Below are 21896 nucleotides of genomic sequence, written 5' to 3'. Positions count from 1 at the left end.
GGATATGGCGCCCTGCCCCGCTGCACCCGTGGCGAGGGAGCTTGCTCCCGCTGGCCTGCGCAGCAGGCCCGAAGCCAGGCGACGCGGTATGTCAGGCTGCGCGAGTCAATTGACCGGGGGCCGCTTGGCGGCCCAGCGGGAGCAAGCTCCCTCGCCACGAAGACGTCCCCGTAGGCAATCAACGCGCCGGCGGCCGCTCGCCCAGCGGCACTACCGCCATGGTCAGGCGCGATACACAGTTGACCTTGCCATCATCATTGACCAGGCGAATGTCCCAGACCTGCGTAGTGCGGCCCAGGTGAACCACGCGAGCCGTCGCGGTGACCCGCCCGCTGCGCACGCCACGCAGGTGGTTGGCGTTGATTTCCAGGCCGACGCAATAGAACTTGCTGGTGTCCACGCACAGGTAGGCGGCCATGGATCCGACCGTTTCGGCCAGCACCACCGACGCGCCGCCGTGCAGCAACCCGAACGGTTGGTGGGTGCGATGATCGACCACCATGCTCGCGGTCAGGGATTCGTCATCGAAGGATTCAAAACGGATGTCCAGCACTTCGCTGATGGTATTTTTACCGGCGGCGTTCAGTTGTTCGATGTTGGGGGTGGTGCGCCAAAGACTCATCGTGCCCTTCCTTCGTGATTTTTTGTTTTGCCCGCCCGCAAGCGGTTTCTCAGGGATGCCTGAGGCTCTTGAGTTTCATCGAGCCGGCCAACGGCAAGTCGCCTTCCAGCTCCGCCAGACCGGCCGTTTGCACCTGTTCAGGTTGCTGCAGGTGGCCGTGCTGCAACAAGCCCAGCAGGCTGCCCACCAGCGGGTTGTGGCTGACCAGCAGTACGTCGTGCTGGTCCTCCAGATGTTTCAACACATCGGCCGGCCGGGTCTCCGGGGTGAGCCAGTCGACCGTGATCAACTCTGGCTCGGACCCCAGGGCTTCACGCACCAGTTGCGCGGTTTGCTGGGCACGCACGTAGGGACTGGCATAAATGGCCCGCAACGGCTCAGCCATCAACTGCCCGGCGCTGCGCAGCACCTCTTCGCGGCCATGGACCGTCAATACCCGCTCAGGGTCCGGACGAGCCCCGTGCGGCTCGGCTTCACCGTGACGCAATACCCACAGTTTCATAGTTTCGGCTCCTCGTCACGGACCGGGTGCGGCGCCGGCGCCACGGTGTGAGGCGCTTCGCCTTCCGGTGTCCGCGGGGTCGGCCAGTCAGCGAAGGGCCAGGGTTTCTGGTCGCTGTGGAAAGTGCCGAAGCGGCCGATCTGCGCGAGGAACTGGCTCAGGCTGTCGCCAAAATTCATCAGGCTGGCGCTGGGTGCGCCGTAGATCAGTCGATAAACCAATTGCACCAGCACCACGGCGCCGAGGATGAATTGCGCCACCTGCCAGACCAGCAGGTAAATCACCATCCACAGCACACGCAGCAGGATGGATTCGTATTGTGGCTGCCCTTTCGGATCGTTCATGGTTCGCTCCTGCTTGCGGTCGATACGGAATCAGTTGAAACCGCTGGTGGAAATGAAATCGACATCGGTCTTCGGTTCGCCACGCATCAACAGTTCGATGACCTGCTCCAGCGTGCGCCCTTCAAACAGAATGGCGTGCAGTCCCGCGACCAGCGGCATATACACGCCGGTCTCCTGGGACTTGGCCTTGAGGACCTTGAGGGTATTGACCCCTTCCGCCACTTCGCCCAGGCGCGACACGGCCTCGTCCAGGCTCAGGCCCTGGCCGAGGGCGAAGCCGACCTGGTAGTTGCGACTCTTGGGCGAAGAGCAGGTGACAATCAGGTCGCCCACCCCGGCCAGCCCGAGGAATGTCATCGGGTTGGCACCCTGGCTGACGGCAAAACGGGTCATCTCCGCCAGCGCCCGGGTGATCAGCATGCTCTTGGTGTTTTCGCCCATGCCCAGCGCGACCGCCATGCCGGCGATGATCGCGTAGACATTCTTCAGCGCCCCGCCCAGCTCCACGCCGAAACGATCGGCGCTGGCATAGACCCGGAAGGTTCGGCCATGAAGGGCGGCCTGGACCCGCCGGCAAAGCTCCTCGTCTTCACTGGCGACCACGGTGGCGGTCAGCGCATGCTCGGCGATTTCCCGCGCCAGGTTCGGCCCGGAAATCACGCCGATGCGCGCCTTGGGGGCGATTTCCTCAAGAATCTCGCTCATCAGCTTGAAGGTCTGCGCCTCAATGCCTTTGGTCAGGCTCACCAGCAACTTGCCGCTCAGGCGTTCGGCGTGGGACGCCAGCACCGAGCGCAGGGCGCTGGAAGGCAAGGCAACGAAGAACAGATCGCTGCCCTCGAGCGTGGCCTGCAAATCGGTGACCGGCTCCACTTCAGGGCGAACCTTGATGCCCTTGAGGTAACGCGGATTCTCCCGGTTGAGCCGGATGGCCTCGGCCTGCTCCGGGTCACGCATCCACTGGCGCACCGCGTGGCCGTTCTCCGCCAGCAGGTTAGCCACGGCGGTGCCGAAACTCCCGCCTCCCAGGACCGCGATCGGGCGCTGTTCAGTCATATGCAATCCGCTCTTCCATACCAAGTGGCAATGCCCGGCATTATACGGAGCAGCCGAACCGCGACCAGCCCCGCCAGCAATTACCGATGGCAGTAGCAAGCTGACAATCAATTGCGAGGAAAATGCTGTCAACGTGAATGGAAAAGTCGCACGGCTCGGTTAACATGCCCGCCATCCCTCCTTCAATCAAAGGCTGTGCCGTGTTCGTTGGCCCTTCCCGTCCAGGTTCATCACTGCTGTTGGCGCTGGTCATCAGCCCCTCCGTGGTTGCCGATGATCTGTTCGTGGACAACCAGCCCCTGCCCCAGGTACTCACCGCCACGCGCCTCAAACAGTCGCCGGCGGCGGTGCCGGGCAGCATGACCGTGCTTGACAGCGAGTTGATCAAGGCCAGCGGTGCCCGGGACATCAGCGAACTGTTGCGCCTGGTGCCGGGCATGATGGTCGGCAACCTCAGCGGCAACCAGGCCACGGTGAATTACCACGGCACCAACGCCAGCGAAGCGCGACGCATGCAGGTGCTGATCGATGGCCGCTCGGTGTACCGCGCCGGCCTCGCCACGGTGGACTGGAGTGACATTCCGGTCGCCATGGAAGACATCGACCGGATCGAAGTCTTCCGCGGCCCCAACACCGTCAGCTACGGCGCCAATGCGCTGATGGCAGTCGTCAATATCATCACCCGCGCCCCGGCAGGTAGCCACGGCACCCGGTTGAAAATGACCCGCGGCCAGCGTGGCATCAGCGACTGGTACGCCAGCCAGGGCAGCGGTTGGGAAAATGGCGATATGCGCCTGTCCTTGTCCGGCCAGGAAGACGACGGTTTCGACAGTGACCGCAACGGCGCGGACTACCGCGACAGTCGGCGCCTGAACCGCATCAACCTCTCCGTCAGCCAGGCCCTGGACGAATGGCAGAGCATCGATTGGCAACTGAGCGCCAAGGAGGGCAGCAACCAGCGGCCCTATACCTATCGCCCGGTTTTCGCCGGGATAACCGCGGCCGGGGACAACTCTGATGTCATTGCCAAGGACTACGCCGGTTCGTTGCGCTGGAACCTCGACCTGGACCCCAACCACAGTCTTTATGTACAAGGCTCGATCCAGCATTGGGATCGCCAGCAGACCTGGCGCGCCTGCGATGCCGAGGTGTCCTTCAGCCCGCAACTGACCGACCTCTGGCAGCTCAACCCGAATTACGCCGAGAAGCTGGCGCGCAATATTCCAAGCTTCCTTGGCACAGGGGCACCTGCCGGCACGGCCCAGGAACAGGCGCTGGCCAACCAGGTAATCGATCAATGGCGCAACGGTGCCTCGCGAACCCTGTGCGGCGACATCGACCAGAGCGCCCGGGAGTCACGTTACGACCTGGAAATCCAGGACACCCTGAGCCTGTCCGATAGCCTGCGCCTGGTCACCGGGGCGAATTATCGCTACGACCGGGCCGACTCCGAGACGTACTTCGATGGCACGCTGGACGACACCACCTGGCGTCTGTTCGGCCAACTCGAATGGCGCGCCAGCGAGCATTGGCTGCTACAGGGTGGGGCGATGTTCGAAGACACCCGCCTGACCGGCAGCTCACTGACCCCGCGAGTCGCGGTCAATTACCTGATCAACCCGCGACACGGGCTTCGGGCGGTGTACTCCGAAGCGGTGCGCTCGCCAGACATGTTCGAGAACAACGTCAACTGGAGCTACCAGGTCACCAACCTGCGGCCCGCCGCGTTCGGCCAGGACAGCGCGCGCTATTTCGTCCGCACGCGCGGCCCGGGGAACCTCGAGCAGGAGCACATGCGTTCGCGAGAGCTGGGCTACAACGGTTATTTCATGGACCTGGGCCTGACGGTGGATGTGAAGCTGTTCCATGACGAAATCACCGGCATGATCAGCGAACCGCTGCGCAACAACCAGTACATCGCCAGCAATGCCAACGACTCGCAGTTCGACGGTGCCGAGACCCAGCTCGACTGGCGCCTGACCAGCGCCGATCGCCTGCGCCTGACCTATGCCTACGTCGATGCCCAGGCCAGCAATCCTCTCGACGAACAACTGACCGCCCGCAACAGCGGCTCGGCCGGATGGCTGCACGACTGGGGCCAGGGCTGGAACAGCGCGGTTTTCTATTACGGGGCCGACGATCTCAATGGCTACCGCTACGAGCGGGTCGATACCCGCGTCGCCAAGCGGATCCCCCTGGGCAAGGCCAGCCTGGAGCTGGCGGGTATCGTGCAGCAGCGCCTCGATAACCAGCCGACCACGTTCGCCGACAATCGCTACGACGCCCGTCACGTCCTGTATTTCAGCGCGGAGCTGTCGTTCTAGATGTCTGCGGACCAACCGCGCAAGACGCCCCTCCGTGGCCGCCTGCCGCTACTCCTGTGCCTGGCGTTTGTCAGTCTGCTGACGACCCTTGATGCCCGGGCCGCCGAGATTCTCTTGACCGGCGCCCAGGATACCCCCGGCGTGCAATCGTTCACCCAGGCCCTGCAAGCCCGACGCCCGCAAGACAACGTGCGGTTCGCGCCATTGGCCAGCCTGCCGTCGCCGGACCGCCTGCCCGGCGATGTGCGCCTGGTCCTGCTTGATCCGCCAAGCCTCGACTGGCGCCTGCAAAAAAACCACGGCCCGGCCACGCTGGTCCTGCGCATCAGTCGCTTGCAGGCATACGAACGCCTGGGCGAGGCAACGCCTGAGCGTCTGAGCCTGCTGTGGAGCGATCCGCCCATGGCGCGGCAACTGCAACTGATCCGCAGGGTACTGCCGCAAGTGCGGCGGGTCGGCGTGCTGTTCGACCGGCACAGCGAATTCCTGCTCAAGGACATCCAGCAGGCAGCCATGCCGCTGGGCCTGGAAATCGTCAGCGAACGCTGGGACGACAGCAGCGACAACCGTCCCTTGCAGAACCTGCTGGGCCGCAGCGACGTACTGCTGGGCCTCGATGACCCCGACCTCTACAACCCCAAGACCGTGAAGAACCTGCTGCTCAGCAGCTACGCCCGGCAACGCGCGCTGATCGGGCCAAGCGCCGCGTTTGTCAGGGCCGGCAGCCTGGCCAGCACCTACAGCGACCAGGACGACTGGCTGGCGATCCTCGACGAATTGCTCGACCGTCCCACCGCCAGTTGGCCGCGCACGCTGTATCCGGTCCGTTTCAAAGTCATGAGTAACCAGCAGGTCGCCCGCTCGCTGGGCATTGAACCGATTGATGCCGAAGCCGTCGCTGCGCAGTTGGCAGAAGGAGAACACCGCCCATGACCTTGCGTCGACGTTGGGATATCAATACCCGCACCCAGCTCATTGCCCTCGGCCCGGCATTGTTGCTGACCGTGCTGTTGATCAGCTTCTTTACCTTCGTGCGAATCCAGGACTTGCGCCAGGAACTCAACCACACCGGGCAACTGATCGCCAACCAACTGGCTCCGGCTGCGGAATACGGGGTGATTTCCGGCAACAACGAAGTGCTGGAAAGTTTGCTCACCGCCACCCTGGCCACCCCTCATGTACGCTTCCTGGAAGTCCAGGACCGCACGGAGCGGATCCTCGTGTACGTCGAGCAACCGGCGCAGACGCGCAACCACTCGCGGCAGGTGGAGGTGTTCCAGGCTCCGGTTCGCCTGCAACGCATTGCGCTGAACAATGACTTCCTGCAAGGCACCAGCCCGTCCACCGAGGCGCCCGGCGAAGACTACCTGGGCCGCGTGATCGTCGGCATGTCCAGTGATGCCTTCAGCGAGCGCCAGCAGGAGATCCTGCTCAAGGCCGCGATCCTGGCGTTGTTCGCCCTGCTCTTTACCTTCCTGGTGGCGCGCCGACTGGCCGCCAGCCTGTCACAGCCGATCCGCGACATCGGCAACGCGGTCAAGGCGATCCAGCAAGGCGACTACAGCACCCCGTTGCCGATCGTCGACGACGGCGAACTGGGCGCTCTGTCGCGGCACATCAACAATCTGGCCGACGGCCTCGAGCAGGCCAGCCGCGAACAGCAGCAAGCCATGGCGCAGTTGATCCAGACCCGCGAGGAAGCGGAAAAGGCCAACAGCGCCAAATCGGAATTCCTGGCCATGATGAGCCATGAACTGCGCACGCCCATGAATGGTGTCCTGGGCATGTTGCAGTTGCTGGAAACCACCCAGATGACCGACGAGCAGCACGAGTACACCGCGCTGGCTTCGGAATCCACCGAGCACCTGCTGAAGGTGATCAACGACATTCTCGACTTCTCGCGCATCGAACGTTCGGCCCTGGAACTTGAACATATCGCTTTCAACCTGGCGGAACTGGTCGGCAGCTGCGCCCAGTCGTTCCAGCACAGCGCCGCGCAACGCAAGCTGGGCCTGGACCTGCTGATCCCCGACGACATGCGGGCCCTGCAAGTGCAAGGCGACCCGACGCGGATCCGCCAGATCCTGGTCAACCTGATTGGCAACGCACTGAAGTTCACCGACCAGGGGCGCGTCACCGTGCAATGCCAGTGGCAGGCGCTGGATCATGAACTGCTGTGGTTCACCTGCACGGTACGCGACAGCGGGATCGGCATCCCGGCCGACAGCCTGGAGCGCATGTTCGATGCGTTCCAGCAGGCCGACAGTTCGATTTCCCGCCGCTATGGCGGCACGGGCCTGGGCCTGCCGATCGCGCGCACCCTGGCCGAACGCATGGGCGGCACACTGCGGGCCCAGAGCGTGGAAGGCCAAGGTTCGGTGTTCACCCTGGAAATCCCGCTCGCGCTGTCGCGGCAGTCTCCGCCGACCCTGGCCCCGCGCGCGCCCGGTGGCGGCAATGATGGCGAGGGCCGCAACGTCTTGCTGGTGGAAGACAATCCGGTCAACCAGACCGTGATCGAAGCCATGCTGCGCAGCCTGGGCTTCACGGTCAGCGTCGCCACCGATGGCGCCCAGGCCGTGCGCAGCGCCGAAAGCCTGATTTTCGAAGTCATCCTGATGGACTGCCGGCTTCCGGTGATCGACGGCTACGAAGCCACGCGACAGATCCGTCAGTTGCCGGGCTGTGCCGAGGTGCCCATCATCGCCCTGACGGCCAACGCGTTGCAGGGCGACCGTGAAGCCTGCCTGGCCGCAGGCATGAACGATTACCTGGCCAAGCCATTCAAAAGAATTGACCTGCAGCAGATTTTGCAGCGCTGGGTACGTTGATCCGGGGCCCCGGACCATCTGTGACTGGCGTGAAAGGCGAAAGTGCGGCAGTCTTAAGCACCCGGACAAGTCTCGATCGGGAAACGAATAACAATTTCAGTGCACAGGTGTACATTCATTTTCCCGTGTGCTGTGACTTTCACTACAACGCAATAGTCTATGAGTAGGCTGCCGACTCGAGGCATGAACGCTTCGATCGGCCGGGAAGATTTGCCCCACCCTGCCGCATGGGACTATTGAGGAGCTCGCATGACCAAACAAAACGCCTTTACTCGGGAAGATCTGCTGCGCTGCAGTCGCGGTGAGCTGTTCGGCCCAGGTAACGCGCAACTGCCCGCCCCGAACATGCTGATGGTGGATCGCATCACCCATATCAGCGACGAGGGTGGCAAGTACGGCAAAGGTGAATTGGTCGCCGAGCTGGATATCACTCCGGACCTGTGGTTCTTCGCCTGCCATTTCGAAGGTGACCCGGTGATGCCGGGCTGCCTGGGCCTGGATGCCATGTGGCAACTGGTCGGCTTCTTCCTTGGCTGGCAGGGCCTGCCGGGTCGCGGTCGCGCCCTGGGTTCGGGCGAGGTGAAGTTCTTCGGTCAAGTGCTCCCGACCGCGAAGAAGATTACCTATAACATTCATATCAAACGCGTCCTCAAGGGCAAGCTGAACATGGCCATTGCCGATGGTTCGGTGGCTGTCGACGGTCGCGAGATCTACACCGCCGAAGGCCTTCGGGTCGGCGTTTTCACCTCCACTGACAACTTCTAAGGGTTATCCGCATGCGCCGCGTCGTTATCACTGGTCTGGGCATCGTTTCGTGCCTGGGCAATGACAAAGAGACCGTCTCCGCTAACCTGCGTGCAAGTCGCCCTGGCATCCGGTACAACCCGGAATACGCCGAAATGGGTCTGCGTAGCCAGGTTTCCGGCTCCATTGACCTCAATCTCGAAGAGCTGATCGATCGCAAGATCTACCGTTTCGTCGGCCACGCGGCAGCTTATGCCTACCTGGCCATGAAGGACGCCATCGCTGACTCCGGCCTGACCGACGAGCAGGTTTCCAACGTGCGCACCGGCCTGATCGCCGGTTCCGGTGGCGCGTCGACCCTGAACCAGATGGAAGCGCTGGACATCCTGCGCGAAAAAGGCGTCAAGCGTGTCGGCCCGTACCGCGTCACGCGGACCATGGGCAGCACCGTGTCGGCCTGCCTGGCCACGCCATTCAAGATCAAGGGCCTGAACTACTCGATCTCCTCCGCCTGCGCCACCAGTGCCCACTGCATTGGCACCGCGGTCGAGCAGATCCAGATGGGCAAGCAGGACATCGTCTTCGCCGGCGGCGGCGAAGAAGAACATTGGAGCCAGTCGTTCCTGTTCGACGCGATGGGCGCCTTGTCCAGCAAGCGTAACGACTCCCCGCAGACAGCTTCCCGTGCCTACGATGCCGACCGTGACGGTTTTGTCATCGCCGGCGGTGGCGGCATGGTCGTGGTCGAGGAACTGGAACACGCCCTCGCCCGTGGCGCGAAAATCTATGCGGAAATCGTCGGCTACGGTGCCACTTCCGACGGCTACGACATGGTCGCGCCAAGCGGCGAAGGTGCCGTGCGCTGCATGCAGATGGCCATGTCCACCGTCGATACGCCAATCGACTACCTGAACACCCACGGCACCTCGACTCCGGTCGGCGACGTCGCGGAGATGAAGGGCGTACGTGAAGTGTTCGGCGACAAGGCCCCGGCCATCAGCTCCACCAAGAGCCTGTCGGGTCACTCCCTGGGCGCCGCCGGCGTTCACGAAGCGATCTACTGCATGCTGATGATGGAAGGCAACTTCATGGCCGGTTCGGCCAACATCGACGAGCTTGACCCGGAAGTGGCCGACCTGCCGATCCTGACCAAGACTCGCGAAAACGCCACTATCAACACCGTGATGAGCAACAGCTTCGGCTTCGGTGGCACCAACGCCACCCTGGTGATGAAGCGCTGGCAGGGCCAGTAAGTCCCGCTGCTACGCCGCACAAAAAAACGCCCCGACTGGTTCGGGGCGTTTTTTTGTCCGGCAAATGTGCCTGGGTTCATTTGTGGGAGCGAGCTTGCTCGCAAAAGCGGAGTGTCAGGCAACGATTCCCTGACTGTCGCCCTGCCTTCGCGAGCAGGCTCGCTCCAACATTTTTGATCTGGGCAAATGAAGGTTCAGCGCACGACAAACCGCTGCTGCGTCAGCAACCGATCACCCTGGAACACCATGAATCGCCACTCCCCCGGCACCACTTCGTGGCTTTCGGTGAATTCGTAGGCCATCACATCCTGCGGCGCGCCAGGCACCAGCTTCTGGATGACTTCGAATTTGTCATGGCGCACGCCATCGGGGGTACGGATGCCCGGGGTGAAATACAACAGGGTCAACGGCTGGTCATCCGCGACCTTGCCGGCCAGCTGGTAGCGCATGCCAAATTTGGTGCCCAGCTTTGCCGGTACGCTCTCGGTCTGGCGGATCTGCTCATTGCTGCGCCGCAAGACCCGCTCGCCCGATTGCAACTCGGCTTGCGGCCCTTCGAAGACACCGTATTCCACCGGACCTTCGACACGGACTTCGGCCTGTGCCAGGCCGCAGGTCAACAACAGCGCGACCAGTGCGCTTGAACGGGTGAGATGCATAGTGCGCTCCTTGATTGAGATGAGCGCGAGGGTATGACGCGGGAGTGACAGCCTGATGACAAAGCGATGTTCGCCATGCCCCCAATGGCCTGGGTTATGGCTGACCTGTGGCGAGGGAGCTTGCTCCCGCTCGGCTGCGCAGCAGTCGCCAGATTTTTGGGCTACTGCGTAGCCCAGCGGGAGCAAGCTCCCTCGCCACAAAAACGGACTTAGCGGGTCACTGAGCGCGGCAACACCGCCAGAAAGTTATCCCGCGCCACTTTCCTCGCGACATCTTCCGGCAAGGCATCAAGGAACGGGTCGAAGCTGTGCAGCTCCTTGCCCAGCTTGTTGAAGCGTCCGACCACATCAGATCCGACCATGAAGCGCTCCGGGAAGCGCTCCACCAGTTTTACCCATTCCTCGCGGGGCTTACCCGCCTCGTCGAGCAAATACGGCGTGAGCATGCTCCAGGACAGGTCGATGAACAGATTGGGATAAGACTCAAGCATCCGCGTCAGGGTGGGCAACAGGAAATCCAGCCGAGTCTGGTGCCGATGGATTTCCATGCTGGTGCCGGCATGAGCCCAGATGAATCGCGTATGGGGATGATTGCGCAACGGCTCTTCGACCTCCGCCAGGTACAGCGGATTTTTCTCACGCTTGGAGGTGATGTTGGAATGCAGCATCACCGGCAGGTCATTTTCCGCCGCGAGGTGATAGATCCGCGTCATCGCTTCGTTGTTGGCGCGCGGTGTGTCGCCGGAGGTCAGCGCCGTCAGGTCATCATGGCGGGTGAAGACTTCGCCGATGCCTTGCCACAGCCCCGGATACAGGTCGAGCATGCGCTGGATATGAGCGTCGGAGTTCTTGTCATTGGGATTGAAGCCGGACAGGAACGGATGGAAGTACTGCCGCTGTTCGGCGGGCAGTTTGTTTACCGCGGCGGCCACAATCACATCGGTGGCGCTGTACCAATAGGCGTCAGCATCGTCACCGGCGTAATAGCGCGGGCGCTTGGGTTCGTCTTCATGCCATTTCTTGGCCACCGGCACGCCGGAGATCATCACATGCTCGATGCGATTGTCCGCCATGGCCTTGAGCAACTTGGGCATGCCGGCCGATTCCTGGAAGAAGTCGACGTAGTGCAGGTGCGCATCACTGTAGGTGTATTCGCGAGCCACAGCGCCAGTGCTCGAAACAGCCAGCAGCCAAATGAAGATCAAACGGGTCAAGGGCACAGGCAGTCTCCGAAAAGCCATAAGCAGCATAGACCCATCCGTCCCGCCTGGGTTCAGCCAGCGCTGCCGTCCGCTGTAGCCTCGGGTTATGCTTTGCGCATTCGTCGTTCAACCTGGAAGACACCATGACCGCTCCCCTGATCGTTCGTCCCCGCGCAGAAGACGTGGAGGGCCAGCCGATTCTTCGCCCGCTGCCGTCCGCCAAATGCCGCAGCGTCGGGCCTTTCGTGTTTTTCGACCATATGTTGCAAACCACCTACCCGGCGGGCAAAGGCATGAACATCCGCCAGCACCCGCACATCGGGTTATCCACCCTCACCTACCTGTTCGAAGGAAAACTCCAGCACAAGGACAGCCTGGGTTCCGACCAGGTAGTGGATGCCGGGGATGTCAGCTGGATGACGGCGGGCAGCGCGATCGCCCATGTCGAGCGTACTCCGCAGTCGTTGCTGGGCAGCGCTTTTGTCATGCATGGCCTGCAGGTCTGGCTGGCCTCGCCCCAGTCTCATGAGCAGGGGCCCGGGCACTACAGCCATCATCCGGCACCGACCCTGCCGGTCAGCGAGAACCTGGGCGTCAGCATCCGCATGATTGCCGGGTCAGGCTTTTGCCTGGAATCGCCGGTACCGGTGCTCTCGCCTACGTTGTATGCCGAACTGACCCTGCAAACCGCGACGACATTGCTGATCCCCACCGAGCATGAAGAGCGTGCACTTTATGTATTGAGCGGCGAGGCGCAACTGGACGGTGAGCCGCTGGAGCCTCATTCGCTGGTCATCCTGCCGGCCGGAGAAGAGATGGCCCTGTTCGCCAGCAGCGACTGCCATGCCGTGCTGTTCGGCGGGGCACCGCTGGACGGGCCACGGCGGATGAACTGGAATTTCGTCGCCAGCGACCCGGCCCGTATCGATGAAGCCCGCCGGCGCTGGGCGGCCGGGGACTGGCCGACTGTGCCGGGGGAAAGCGAGCGGATCGAATTGCCCTGATTTCAGGGGTGTCTCATATGCAGCCATCGCGAGCAGGCTCGCTCCCACACTGGATCGGCGCGGTTCGCAGATCTCGCGTACAACTCGGTTCAATGTGGGAGCGAGCCTGCTCGCGAAAGCAATATGACAGAAGCCAGGGCAATCAGCCCTTGAACACCTCATCCAACAAATTATGCATCGACCGGAACGCCCGCCCGGCGACCTTGGCGTTGTACATCATCTTGCCCGGCACATTGGCCTGAGGATCGGTGAAGGAATGCACCGCGCCGCCATAACTCAGCAGTTGCCAGTCCACCCCGGCGGCGTTCATCTCCTCCTCGAAAGCCGGCAACTGTTCTTTCGGCACCAGCGGATCGGCGGCGCCATGCATCACCAGGACGGCGCCCTGGATATTCTGCGCATCGGCCGGGTTCGGCGTATCCAGGGTCCCGTGGAACGAGATCGCAGCCTTGAGCGGTGCGCCGCTGCGAGCCAGCTCCAGTGAGCAGCAACCACCGAAGCAGAAGCCGAACGTGGCCAGTTTCGCCGTGTCGACCTGCGCTTCGCCCTGGTTCTGCAATTGCTCCAGCGCAACCTGCATGCGCTTGCGCAACAAGGCCCGGTCATTCTTGAGCGGCATCATTGCCGCTCCCGCCTCGTCGGCGTTGCTCGGGCGCAGCGTCTGCCCGTACAGGTCGGCGATCAGCACCACGTAGCCGTTGGCGGCCACCGACCTGGCAATGTCCTCGGCCCCCGCCCCCACGCCCATCCAGTTCGGCGCCATCAGCAAACCCGGACGCGGGCCCTGCTGGTTAACGTCGAAGGCCAGGCGACCTTCATAGCTTTGCCCATCGATCTGATACACCAGTGAACGAACCGTAACCTGACTCATGGCGGACTCCTCTTGATGAAACATTCAAGAAGCCCTTGTGGGAGCGAGCTTGCTCGCGATTTCGGTCCGACATTCAACAGATGCGTTGACTGGTCTACCGTCATCGCGAGCAAGCTCGCTCCCACAGGGGACTTTCTTACGTCAGATCAAGCTGACAGCTCAACCAGCAGCTTGTTCAAACGCCGGACATAGGCCGCCGGGTCCTTCAGGCTGTCGCCGGCCGCCAGGGCCGCCTGGTCGAACAGGATGTGCGAGAGGTCGCCAAAACGCTCTTCGCTCTGCTCGTTGTCGAGTTTTTCCACCAGCGGGTGAGCCGGGTTGAATTCGAAGATCGGCTTGGAATCCGGCACCTTCTGACCGCTGGCCTCAAGGATCTGGCGCATCTGCAGGCCGAGGTCCTGCTCGCCGATGGCCAGGATGGCCGGGGAGTCGGTCAGGCGGTGCGAGACACGCACTTCGCTGACGGCATCGCCCAACGCAGTCTTGATCCGCTCGACCAGGCCTTCCTTGCTCTTGGCGACTTCTTCGGCGGCTTTCTTGTCTTCTTCCGAATCCAGGTTGCCAAGGTCGAGGTCGCCACGGGCCACATCGACGAAGCTCTTGCCGTCGAACTCGTTGAGGTAGCTCATCAGCCACTCGTCGATGCGGTCGGTCAGCAGCAGCACTTCGATGCCTTTCTTGCGGAAGACTTCCAGGTGCGGGCTGTTCTTGACCTGTGCATAGGTTTCGCCGGTCAGGTAGTAGATCTTGTCCTGGCCTTCCTTGGCGCGGGCCAGGTAATCGGCCAGGCTGACGCTCTGCTCGCCGTCGTCACTCTGGGTCGAGGCGAAACGCAGCAGGCCGGCGATCTTCTCTTTGTTAGCGAAATCTTCGGCCGGGCCTTCTTTCATCACCTGGCCGAAGTTCTTCCAGAAGCTCTTGTATTGCTCAGGCTCGCTCTTCGCCAGCTTTTCCAGCATGTCGAGGACGCGCTTGGTCAGCGCCGACTTCATGGAGTCGATGATCGGATCTTTCTGCAGGATTTCCCGCGAAACGTTCAGCGACAGGTCGTTGGAGTCCACCACACCCTTGATGAAGCGCAGGTACAGCGGCAGGAACGATTCGGCCTGGTCCATCACGAACACGCGCTGCACGTACAACTTCAGCCCGCGTGGTGCTTCGCGCTGGTACAGGTCGAATGGCGCACGGGCCGGCACGTACAGCAGCGAGCTGTATTCCAGCTTGCCTTCGACCTTGTTATGGCTCCAGCTCAGCGGGTTCTCGTAGTCGTGGGCGATGTGCTTGTAGAACTCCTGGTATTCCTCGTCCTTGATCTCGGTACGAGGACGGGTCCACAGGGCACTGGCGCGGTTGACGGTTTCCCATTCCACTTCAGGTTTTTCTTCGCCTTCGGCAGCGGTGACTTCCTTCGGCAACTCGATCGGCAGCGCGATATGGTCAGAGTATTTCTTGATGATGTTGCGCAGGCGCCAGCCATCGGCGAATTCTTCTTCACCGGACTTCAGGTGCAAGACGATGCGGGTACCGCGCTCAGCCTTGTCGATGGTCGCGACTTCAAATTCGCCTTCGCCCTTGGATGACCAGTGCACGCCTTCGCTCGCTGCGAGGCCGGCACGGCGGCTGAACACTTCGACCTGATCGGCAACGATGAACGCGGAATAAAAACCGACGCCGAACTGACCGATCAGGTGGGAATCCTTCTTCTGGTCGCCCGACAGGTTTTTCATGAAATCGGCGGTGCCAGACTTGGCGATGGTGCCCAGGTGCGTGATCACCTCGTCGCGGCTCATGCCGATACCGTTGTCTTCGAGAGTGACGGTTTTCGCGTCCTTGTCGAAGCTCACACGGATTTTCAGCTCCGCGCCGCCTTCCAGCAGTTCTGGCTTGGACAGCGCTTCGAAACGTAATTTGTCGACAGCGTCAGAGGCGTTCGAGATCAGCTCGCGAAGAAAAATTTCCTTATTCGAATACAGCGAGTGAATCATCAGGTGCAGCAGTTGCTTCACCTCGGTCTGGAAGCCCAGGGTTTCCTTTTGAGTTTCCACGCTCATGGTCATCAAACTCCAAGTGGATGGTGGTGTCCGCCTCGCTGAGATTGGCGGCGGGATGTCCACAAGGTGGGGGCACCGGTGATGATTTCAAGGGGCGGTCGGCCTGGAGGGTGCAGGGATCTTGAAATGAGCCCTAGCCGTGGCAATCGGTTCGGCTTCGGATTCCTGCCAGGCGGTGATCGCCACATTGGCCACGCGCCGGCCCTGGCGCCAGACCTGACACCGGGCATAGGTGTCACGAAACTGCCCGGCGCGCAGGTAATCCAGGGAAAAATCGATGATCTTCGGCACCCCGGTCGCACGGGTCGCAATCAGTAGATGAACGGCGGCCGACAGCTCCATGAAACCGGCAATCACCCCGCCATGGATCGCGGGCAGTAAAGGGTTACCAATGTTGTCCTTGTTGGCCGGCAGGCAGAACAGCAACTCGTCGCCCTGACGAGAACATTCGACGCCGATGAGGCGCGCATAGGGGATCGAGGCCAGCAGCAGCGCGTAGTCGCCATGCTCGCAGGCCTGGCGCAGGTGTTCCTCGGTGATATCGCTCATGGCTTTTGCGCTGCAGCCGTCAGGCCACCCTTTCTCATTCCCCGAGCGCTATCGCCCAGGCGCATGAAAGTGCCCACCACATGGGCGATGGGTTGCGCGGGATCATCCTGGTAGGCAAAACCCCGGCTGAAAATCACGTCCGGCGTGACCCTATAGCACTGGGCGAAACCATAGATGGCTTTATCAGGCATGGCCGCGTGCATGTAATCGATGCGCAGATCCAGGGTCGGGCAGACCTCGAATTGCGGCAGCACGCACAAGGTCGACATGCCACAAGCGGTATCCATCAGCGTGGTCAGCGCTCCGCCATGGACGATGCCTGTCAGCGGATTACCAACGATAGATGGGCTGTAGGGCAACATCACGGTCAAACCTTCGGAATTGGCGCTGTGCAATGTCAGACCCAGCACCTGGCAATGCCTTAGCGCGGATAAGAAGCGTGTCGCACGCTCAAAAACGGAATCCTCAGCCATTTGTGTTAATGCCCTTATGTATGAAGAAGCCCAACAACCACCGTGGGCCATAAAGTTCCGCTGCGCTGCAAAGTTATATATCTAGAGCAAAAGAGGAACTTAACCCGAGGGGGCGCGCTCAAAAGGCCAGTAGTTATATCCATAAGGAGAAACACCCCATGCGTAAGACTTTTGCTATTGCCTTGATGTTGGCCGCCTCCCTCGGTCTCGCTGCCTGCGATAAGAAATCCGAGGACAAGGCTCAAGATGCCAACCAACACGCTGAACAAGCTCAGCAAGACATGAACAAAGCACAGGATAAAGTGAACGACGCGGCGAAAGAAAACGCCGAAGCTGCCAAAGCTCAGTCTGAATCGAACAGTGCCGCCCAGCAGGAACAAGCCCCTGCTACCGCGCCTAAAACCAACTGATACGGTTTCAGTGGTAAAAGAAAACCCGCCTGGTGCGGGTTTTCTTTTGCCTGCGATTTGAGAAAGCTGCGATCAAGCCGCTTCCTTGCCGGTTTCGGGCACCGGCGCTTCGGTAGGCGTGTAGACCATCACGTCCAGCACATCCGAATGAAACTCGCGTTGATACAACACAAACACCACGCCGGCGCTCATCAGCATGAACAGCCAGGGGCTGACGAACCATGCCAGCATGGTCATGCCGAAATAATAGGCACGCAAGCCGAAGTTGAACTGGTTGGCCGCCATCGAAATGACCCGCGCCGCCCTCGAAGCAAAGGCCTTGCGCTCCAGCTCGGACACATGCCGCTCGCCGATCATCGGCGCAGAACCTACCAGGACCGCGGCGAAGTTGTATTGGCGCATGCACCAGCTGAACGTGAAGAACGCGTAGACGAACACCAGCGCAAGACACAGCAGCTTCACTTCCGCCATGCCTTGGGAGGCCTGTTGTACCAACGGCAGGTCCGCAAGCAGCGATACCGCGCGGTCAGACGCCCCGAGCACGGTCAGGATACCGGCCAGGATGATCAGCGTGCTGGAGGCGAAGAACGACGCGTTGCGCTCCAGGTTGCCGATCACGCTGGCATCGGCAATGCGGTTGTCGCGCAGCAGCATGCGACGCATCCAGTCTTCGCGGTACAGGTGCATCACGCTGGCCAGGCACGCCGTGTCGCGGGCCTTCCAGGAGGCGTAACGGGTATAGCCGGCCCAGCAGATGATGAACCAGACGGCGGCGAGCAGATGGATCAGGTTGGCTTGGATGAATGACATGCAGTTCCCTGTGATGAAACAAAACCTGCGGCAATAATATCAGCGAACCCTGTGGGAGCGAGCCTGCTCGCGATAGGGATATAACTTTCGCTTCTATGTCAGCAGTTCGGGCTTTCGCGAGCAGGCTCGCTCCCACAGGTCCACGGAAAAAGACACTGTCCCAATAAAAAATGCCCCGCATCGATTGATACGGGGCATTTCGTTTTACCGATGGGCCTGCTGGAAGCCGCTTACGCCAACGCTTCGCTGCGCTTGCCCAGCAGTCGATCGCAGACCACTGCGACCACCAGGGTCATGACCGAAGGCACCAGCCAGGCCAGGCCCTGGTCGCTCAACGGCAGGTGGGCCAACTGCGTCGGCAGCCAATCCGCCAGCCCGGCGCCCTTGAGGGCGTCGATCAAGCCGAACAGGAACGACACCAGCATGACCGGGCCGACGATGCGCCCCTGCTCATGCCAGAAGTCCTTGCAGAAGCTCAGGGCGACCAATGCGATGCAAGGCGGATAGATCGCGGTCAGGACCGGAATCGAGAAAGCGATCAGCTTGGTCAGCCCGAGATTGGACACCAGCAGCGAAAACGCCGCGAGGATGATCACCAGCGTCTTGTAGGACAGCGGCAGGACGCGGCTGAAGTACTCGGCGCAGGCGCAGGTCAGGCCAACCGCCGTCACCAGGCACGCCAGGGAGATCAGTACCGCAAGGAAGCCGCTGCCCAGGCTGCCGAAGGTATGTTGCACGTAGGCATGCAAGACGGCCGCGCCGTTGGTCGCGCCCGCGGCAACTTCATGGCTGCCCGAACCCAGGCGGAACAGGCTGACATAGACCAGCGCCAGCCCCACCCCGGCGATAAGCCCGGCGATGATGGCGTAGCGGGTGATCAATGCCGGAGACTCGACCCCTCGGGAACGGATGGCGTTGACGATGACGATGCCGAACACCAAGGCACCGAGGGTATCCATGGTCAGGTAGCCATTGATGAAGCCTTGGGAAAACGGCGCCGCCACATATTCGGGAGTCGCCACGCCGATGTCGCCCGCCGGCAGGGCAAACGCGGCGATGCCCAGCACTGCCAGGGCGATGATTTTCAGCGGCGCGAGAAAGCGCCCGACGGTGTCCAGCAAGCGGCCCGGATAAAGCGAGATGAAGAACACCACCAGAAAGTACACCGCGCTGTACAGGAACAACGCCAACGGGCTCTCGCCGGTCAGCGGTGCCAGGCCGACTTCGAACGATACGGTAGCGGTTCGCGGGGTGGCGAACAGCGGGCCGACCGCCAGGTAGCACACCGCTGCCAGCAAACCACCGGCGATCTTGCCGATGGGGCTGCTCAAGGCGTCCATCGCGCCGCCGACCTTGGCCAGCGCAACGACCGTGATCACCGGCAGCCCGACCGCCGTGATGAGAAAGCCCAGCGCCGCCATCCAGACATGAGGCCCGGACTGCAAACCGACGATAGGCGGGAAGATGATGTTGCCAGCCCCGACGAACAGGGCAAATGTCATGAAACCAAGCGCCAGGATGTCCTGGCCTTTCAACACTTTCATTAAGGAAACCACACTACTGAATCGGAATTTAGAGAGGGATTTCCCTTATGGGTGAGGGAAATGCTGCCGATCCGTATGAGACCGACCCGTTTAGCGCGTCGCTTCCTTGTGGGCAGCGGTCGCAAAAATGGCTGCTAGCCTAACGAATTCAAGTGAAAAACGCACTGTTACAGGGCGAACTATCCGATACACGACATTGCTGTGTCGCATTTACGTATCTATTTTTCCAACAAGCCGCAGCAATGCCCCCGTGGCGAGGGAGCTTGCTCCCGCTGGGCTGCGCAGCAGCCCTCATTCAGGCGCCTGTATTTATTCAGACAAAATGCGCTGTCCAGTTTACGACTGCTACGCAGCCGAGCGGGAGCAAGCTCCCTCGCCACAAGAGCGAACCAGAAACGACAAAGGCCACCCGAAGGTGGCCTTTGTTGCTGGAACGAAGGGTCAGCCGAAGCTTACTTCTTCATTTCCCAGCCAGTCAGCTCGGCCAGGGCCTTGCCGATGTCTGCCAACGAACGCACGGTTTTCACGCCTGCGTCTTGCAGCGCAGCGAACTTCTCGTCCGCAGTGCCTTTGCCGCCGGAGATGATTGCACCCGCATGGCCCATGCGCTTGCCCGCAGGGGCAGTCACACCAGCGATGTAGGAAACGACCGGCTTGGTCACGTTTGCCTTGATGTAGGCAGCGGCTTCTTCTTCAGCGGAACCGCCGATCTCACCGATCATGACGATCGCTTCGGTCTTCGGGTCTTCCTGGAACAGCTTCAGGATGTCGATGAAGTTGGAGCCTGGGATCGGGTCACCGCCGATGCCGACGCAAGTGGACTGACCGAAACCGGCGTCAGTGGTCTGCTTCACGGCTTCGTAGGTCAGGGTGCCGGAACGGGAAACGATACCGACCTTGCCTGGCAAGTGAATGTGACCTGGCATGATGCCGATCTTGCATTCGCCTGGAGTGATCACGCCTGGGCAGTTAGGGCCGATCAGGGTAACACCCAGCTCGTCGCACTTGACCTTGGCATCCAGCATGTCCAGGGTAGGAATGCCTTCGGTGATGCAAACGATCAGCTTGATGCCGCCGAATGCTGCTTCCAGGATGGAGTCCTTGCAGAAAGGAGCTGGAACGTAGATCACGCTGGCGGTGGCGCCAGTGGCAGCTACAGCGTCTTTCACGGTGTTGAACACTGGCAGGCCCAGGTGCTCGGTGCCGCCTTTGCCCGGCGTTACACCGCCGACCATCTGGGTGCCGTATTCGATGGCTTGCTGGGTGTGGAAGCTACCTTGCGAACCGGTAATGCCCTGGCAGATAACCTTGGTGTCTTTGTTGATCAGGACGCTCATTATTTGCCCTCCGCAGCTTTGACGACTTGTTGAGCAGCGTCGGTCAGGCTGGTAGCAGCGATGATGTTCAAACCGCTTTCTGCCAGTACTTTAGCGCCCAGTTCAGCGTTGTTGCCTTCAAGGCGCACAACAACCGGGATTTTCACGCCGACTTCTTTCACGGCGCCAATGATGCCTTCGGCAATCATGTCGCAGCGAACGATGCCGCCGAAGATGTTGACCAGTACTGCAGCTACGTTGGAGTCGGACAGGATGATCTTGAACGCTTCGGTAACGCGCTCCTTGGTAGCACCGCCGCCCACGTCGAGGAAGTTGGCTGGCTTGCCGCCATGCAGGTTGACGATATCCATGGTACCCATGGCCAGGCCGGCACCGTTGACCATGCAGCCGATGTTGCCTTCCAGCGCTACGTAGTTCAGTTCGAACTTGGCAGCGTGCGCTTCGCGCGGATCGTCCTGCGACGGATCGTGGAAAGTCTTCAGCTTAGGCTGACGGTACATGGCGTTGGCGTCGATGTTGATCTTGGCATCGAGGCAGTGCAGATCGCCGTCGGCCTTGATCACCAGCGGGTTCACTTCCAGCAGGGCCAGATCGTGATCCTGGAACAGTTTGGCCAGGCCCACGAAGATCTTGGCGAACTGGGCAACCTGCTTGCCTTCCAGGCCCAGCTGGAAAGCCAGCTCGCGACCCTGGAATGGCTGTGCGCCAACCAGTGGATCGATGGTGGCCTTGAGGATTTTCTCAGGGGTGTCGTGAGCGATTTTCTCGATGTCCACGCCACCTTCGGTGGAAGCCATGAACACGATACGACGGCTCGAACGGTCAACGACAGCGCCCAGGTACAGCTCTTTAGCGATATCAGTGCACGATTCAACCAGGATCTTGGTGACTGGCTGACCGTTGGCGTCAGTCTGGTAAGTCACCAGACGCTTGCCCAGCCACTGCTGCGCGAAGGCTTTGGCGTCTTCTTTGCTGCGAACCAGCTTGACGCCGCCCGCTTTACCGCGACCACCGGCGTGAACCTGGGCTTTGACAACCCATTCGCTGCCGCCGATCTTGTCGCAAGCTTCTGCTGCCGCTTCCGGGGTGTCTACCGCGTAACCGGTGGATACTGGCAGGCCGTACTCAGCGAACAGCTGCTTACCCTGATACTCGTGAAGATTCATGCTTATTACCGTCTTCGTTAGGTACTGCGCATTCGGTGCTGCACCGTTGTGGTGCCGCACCACCTGTGACTGCTGCTTGCGTAGCGTTCCGGTTAACCGGTACCGCTACGCAAGACTGCGTCCAGCGGACATTCCGCGGTGAGT

21 protein-coding genes are annotated in these 21896 nt (G+C 61.3%); 7 read left to right on the top strand and 14 right to left on the bottom strand.

Features of this window, described 5'->3' with window-relative positions:
• Nucleotides 1–178: 178 nt before the first annotated feature.
• From J3P97_RS07750 to J3P97_RS07735, 4 genes are read right to left on the bottom strand one after another with little or no spacing between them, the layout of a single operon-like run.
• A complete protein-coding gene (locus J3P97_RS07750) occupies nucleotides 179–622 on the bottom strand; it encodes a hotdog fold thioesterase (RefSeq protein WP_434673849.1) in 444 nt (147 codons plus the stop codon).
• 49 nt (nucleotides 623–671) lie between these two features.
• Nucleotides 672–1124 (bottom strand): phosphohistidine phosphatase SixA, encoded by a 453-nt coding sequence (sixA, locus tag J3P97_RS07745; protein WP_434673848.1) that lies wholly within the window; start codon nucleotides 1122–1124, stop codon nucleotides 672–674.
• Nucleotides 1121–1468, bottom strand: a complete 348-nt coding sequence (locus J3P97_RS07740) for a DUF4389 domain-containing protein (RefSeq protein WP_434569395.1) — start codon at nucleotides 1466–1468, stop codon at nucleotides 1121–1123. The genes sixA and J3P97_RS07740 overlap by 4 nt, the downstream gene beginning before the upstream one ends.
• A gap of 30 nt (nucleotides 1469–1498) precedes the next feature.
• The gene (locus J3P97_RS07735; protein WP_434673847.1) at nucleotides 1499–2524 is read right to left on the bottom strand and encodes an NAD(P)H-dependent glycerol-3-phosphate dehydrogenase; all 1026 of its coding nucleotides are present in this window, start codon (nucleotides 2522–2524) and stop codon (nucleotides 1499–1501) included.
• A gap of 164 nt (nucleotides 2525–2688) precedes the next feature.
• On the opposite strand from J3P97_RS07735, the gene J3P97_RS07730 reads away from it, so the two are divergent.
• From J3P97_RS07730 to fabB, 5 genes are all read left to right on the top strand, one after another.
• Entirely contained in the window at nucleotides 2689–4848 is a 2160-nt protein-coding gene (locus tag J3P97_RS07730; RefSeq protein ID WP_434673846.1) for a TonB-dependent receptor plug domain-containing protein, read from the top strand.
• Nucleotides 4849–5781, top strand: a complete 933-nt coding sequence (locus tag J3P97_RS07725) for an ABC transporter substrate-binding protein (protein ID WP_434673845.1) — start codon at nucleotides 4849–4851, stop codon at nucleotides 5779–5781.
• Nucleotides 5778–7679, top strand: coding sequence for an ATP-binding protein (locus tag J3P97_RS07720; RefSeq protein WP_434569399.1), 1902 nt, complete (start codon nucleotides 5778–5780; stop codon nucleotides 7677–7679). The genes J3P97_RS07725 and J3P97_RS07720 overlap by 4 nt, the downstream gene beginning before the upstream one ends.
• Before the next feature lie 249 nt (nucleotides 7680–7928).
• Nucleotides 7929–8444: a 3-hydroxyacyl-[acyl-carrier-protein] dehydratase FabA gene (fabA, locus tag J3P97_RS07715; RefSeq protein WP_030138344.1), complete on the top strand. Its 516-nt coding sequence runs from the start codon at nucleotides 7929–7931 to the stop codon at nucleotides 8442–8444.
• A gap of 11 nt (nucleotides 8445–8455) precedes the next feature.
• Complete coding sequence (fabB, locus tag J3P97_RS07710) at nucleotides 8456–9676, top strand: beta-ketoacyl-ACP synthase I (RefSeq protein ID WP_434569400.1); 1221 nt, start codon at nucleotides 8456–8458, stop codon at nucleotides 9674–9676.
• Between the two features lie 194 nt (nucleotides 9677–9870).
• Here the strand turns inward: fabB and J3P97_RS07705 are convergent, their stop codons facing one another.
• A complete protein-coding gene (locus J3P97_RS07705) occupies nucleotides 9871–10335 on the bottom strand; it encodes a DUF3859 domain-containing protein (RefSeq protein WP_018610122.1) in 465 nt (154 codons plus the stop codon).
• Nucleotides 10336–10544: 209 nt separating this feature from the next.
• Nucleotides 10545–11561 (bottom strand): amidohydrolase family protein, encoded by a 1017-nt coding sequence (locus J3P97_RS07700; protein WP_434674517.1) that lies wholly within the window; start codon nucleotides 11559–11561, stop codon nucleotides 10545–10547.
• Between the two features lie 119 nt (nucleotides 11562–11680).
• Here J3P97_RS07700 and J3P97_RS07695 point away from each other — a divergent pair, with 119 nt between their 5' ends.
• Nucleotides 11681–12541 (top strand): pirin family protein, encoded by an 861-nt coding sequence (locus tag J3P97_RS07695; protein ID WP_434653251.1) that lies wholly within the window; start codon nucleotides 11681–11683, stop codon nucleotides 12539–12541.
• A 142-nt stretch (nucleotides 12542–12683) separates the two neighbouring features.
• Here J3P97_RS07695 and J3P97_RS07690 read toward each other — a convergent pair whose 3' ends face one another.
• The 4 genes from J3P97_RS07690 to J3P97_RS07675 form a co-directional block, all read right to left on the bottom strand.
• Entirely contained in the window at nucleotides 12684–13412 is a 729-nt protein-coding gene (locus J3P97_RS07690; protein ID WP_434673844.1) for a dienelactone hydrolase family protein, read from the bottom strand.
• A 146-nt stretch (nucleotides 13413–13558) separates the two neighbouring features.
• Nucleotides 13559–15463, bottom strand: coding sequence for a molecular chaperone HtpG (htpG, locus tag J3P97_RS07685; RefSeq protein ID WP_305496099.1), 1905 nt, complete (start codon nucleotides 15461–15463; stop codon nucleotides 13559–13561).
• An 87-nt stretch (nucleotides 15464–15550) separates the two neighbouring features.
• The gene (locus J3P97_RS07680; protein WP_434603189.1) at nucleotides 15551–16012 is read right to left on the bottom strand and encodes a PaaI family thioesterase; all 462 of its coding nucleotides are present in this window, start codon (nucleotides 16010–16012) and stop codon (nucleotides 15551–15553) included.
• On the bottom strand, nucleotides 16009–16485 hold the full coding sequence (locus tag J3P97_RS07675; RefSeq protein ID WP_434569405.1) for a PaaI family thioesterase: 477 nt from the start codon (nucleotides 16483–16485) through the stop codon (nucleotides 16009–16011). Before J3P97_RS07675 ends, J3P97_RS07680 begins: the two co-directional genes overlap by 4 nt.
• Before the next feature lie 158 nt (nucleotides 16486–16643).
• Between J3P97_RS07675 and J3P97_RS07670 the strand changes: the two genes are divergently transcribed.
• Entirely contained in the window at nucleotides 16644–16895 is a 252-nt protein-coding gene (locus J3P97_RS07670; RefSeq protein WP_030138335.1) for a hypothetical protein, read from the top strand.
• Between the two features lie 72 nt (nucleotides 16896–16967).
• On the opposite strand, the gene J3P97_RS07665 is transcribed toward J3P97_RS07670, so the two are convergent.
• The 4 genes from J3P97_RS07665 to sucC form a co-directional block, all read right to left on the bottom strand.
• Complete coding sequence (locus tag J3P97_RS07665) at nucleotides 16968–17705, bottom strand: DUF599 domain-containing protein (protein WP_434603187.1); 738 nt, start codon at nucleotides 17703–17705, stop codon at nucleotides 16968–16970.
• Nucleotides 17706–17935: 230 nt separating this feature from the next.
• Nucleotides 17936–19249 carry a branched-chain amino acid transport system II carrier protein gene (gene brnQ / locus J3P97_RS07660; protein WP_305496103.1) on the bottom strand — a complete coding sequence of 438 codons (1314 nt, stop codon included), beginning with the start codon at nucleotides 19247–19249 and terminating at the stop codon, nucleotides 17936–17938.
• Between the two features lie 452 nt (nucleotides 19250–19701).
• Nucleotides 19702–20586 (bottom strand): succinate--CoA ligase subunit alpha, encoded by an 885-nt coding sequence (sucD, locus tag J3P97_RS07655; RefSeq protein ID WP_305496104.1) that lies wholly within the window; start codon nucleotides 20584–20586, stop codon nucleotides 19702–19704.
• A complete protein-coding gene (sucC, locus tag J3P97_RS07650) occupies nucleotides 20586–21752 on the bottom strand; it encodes an ADP-forming succinate--CoA ligase subunit beta (RefSeq protein WP_305496105.1) in 1167 nt (388 codons plus the stop codon). Before sucC ends, sucD begins: the two co-directional genes overlap by 1 nt.
• Nucleotides 21753–21896 lie beyond the last annotated feature (144 nt).

Source organism: Pseudomonas sp. R1-15, from assembly GCF_051132085.1.
In the GTDB taxonomy this organism is placed as follows: Bacteria; Pseudomonadota; Gammaproteobacteria; order Pseudomonadales; family Pseudomonadaceae; genus Aquipseudomonas.
This window is presented reverse-complemented; position numbering and strand designations above follow the sequence as displayed.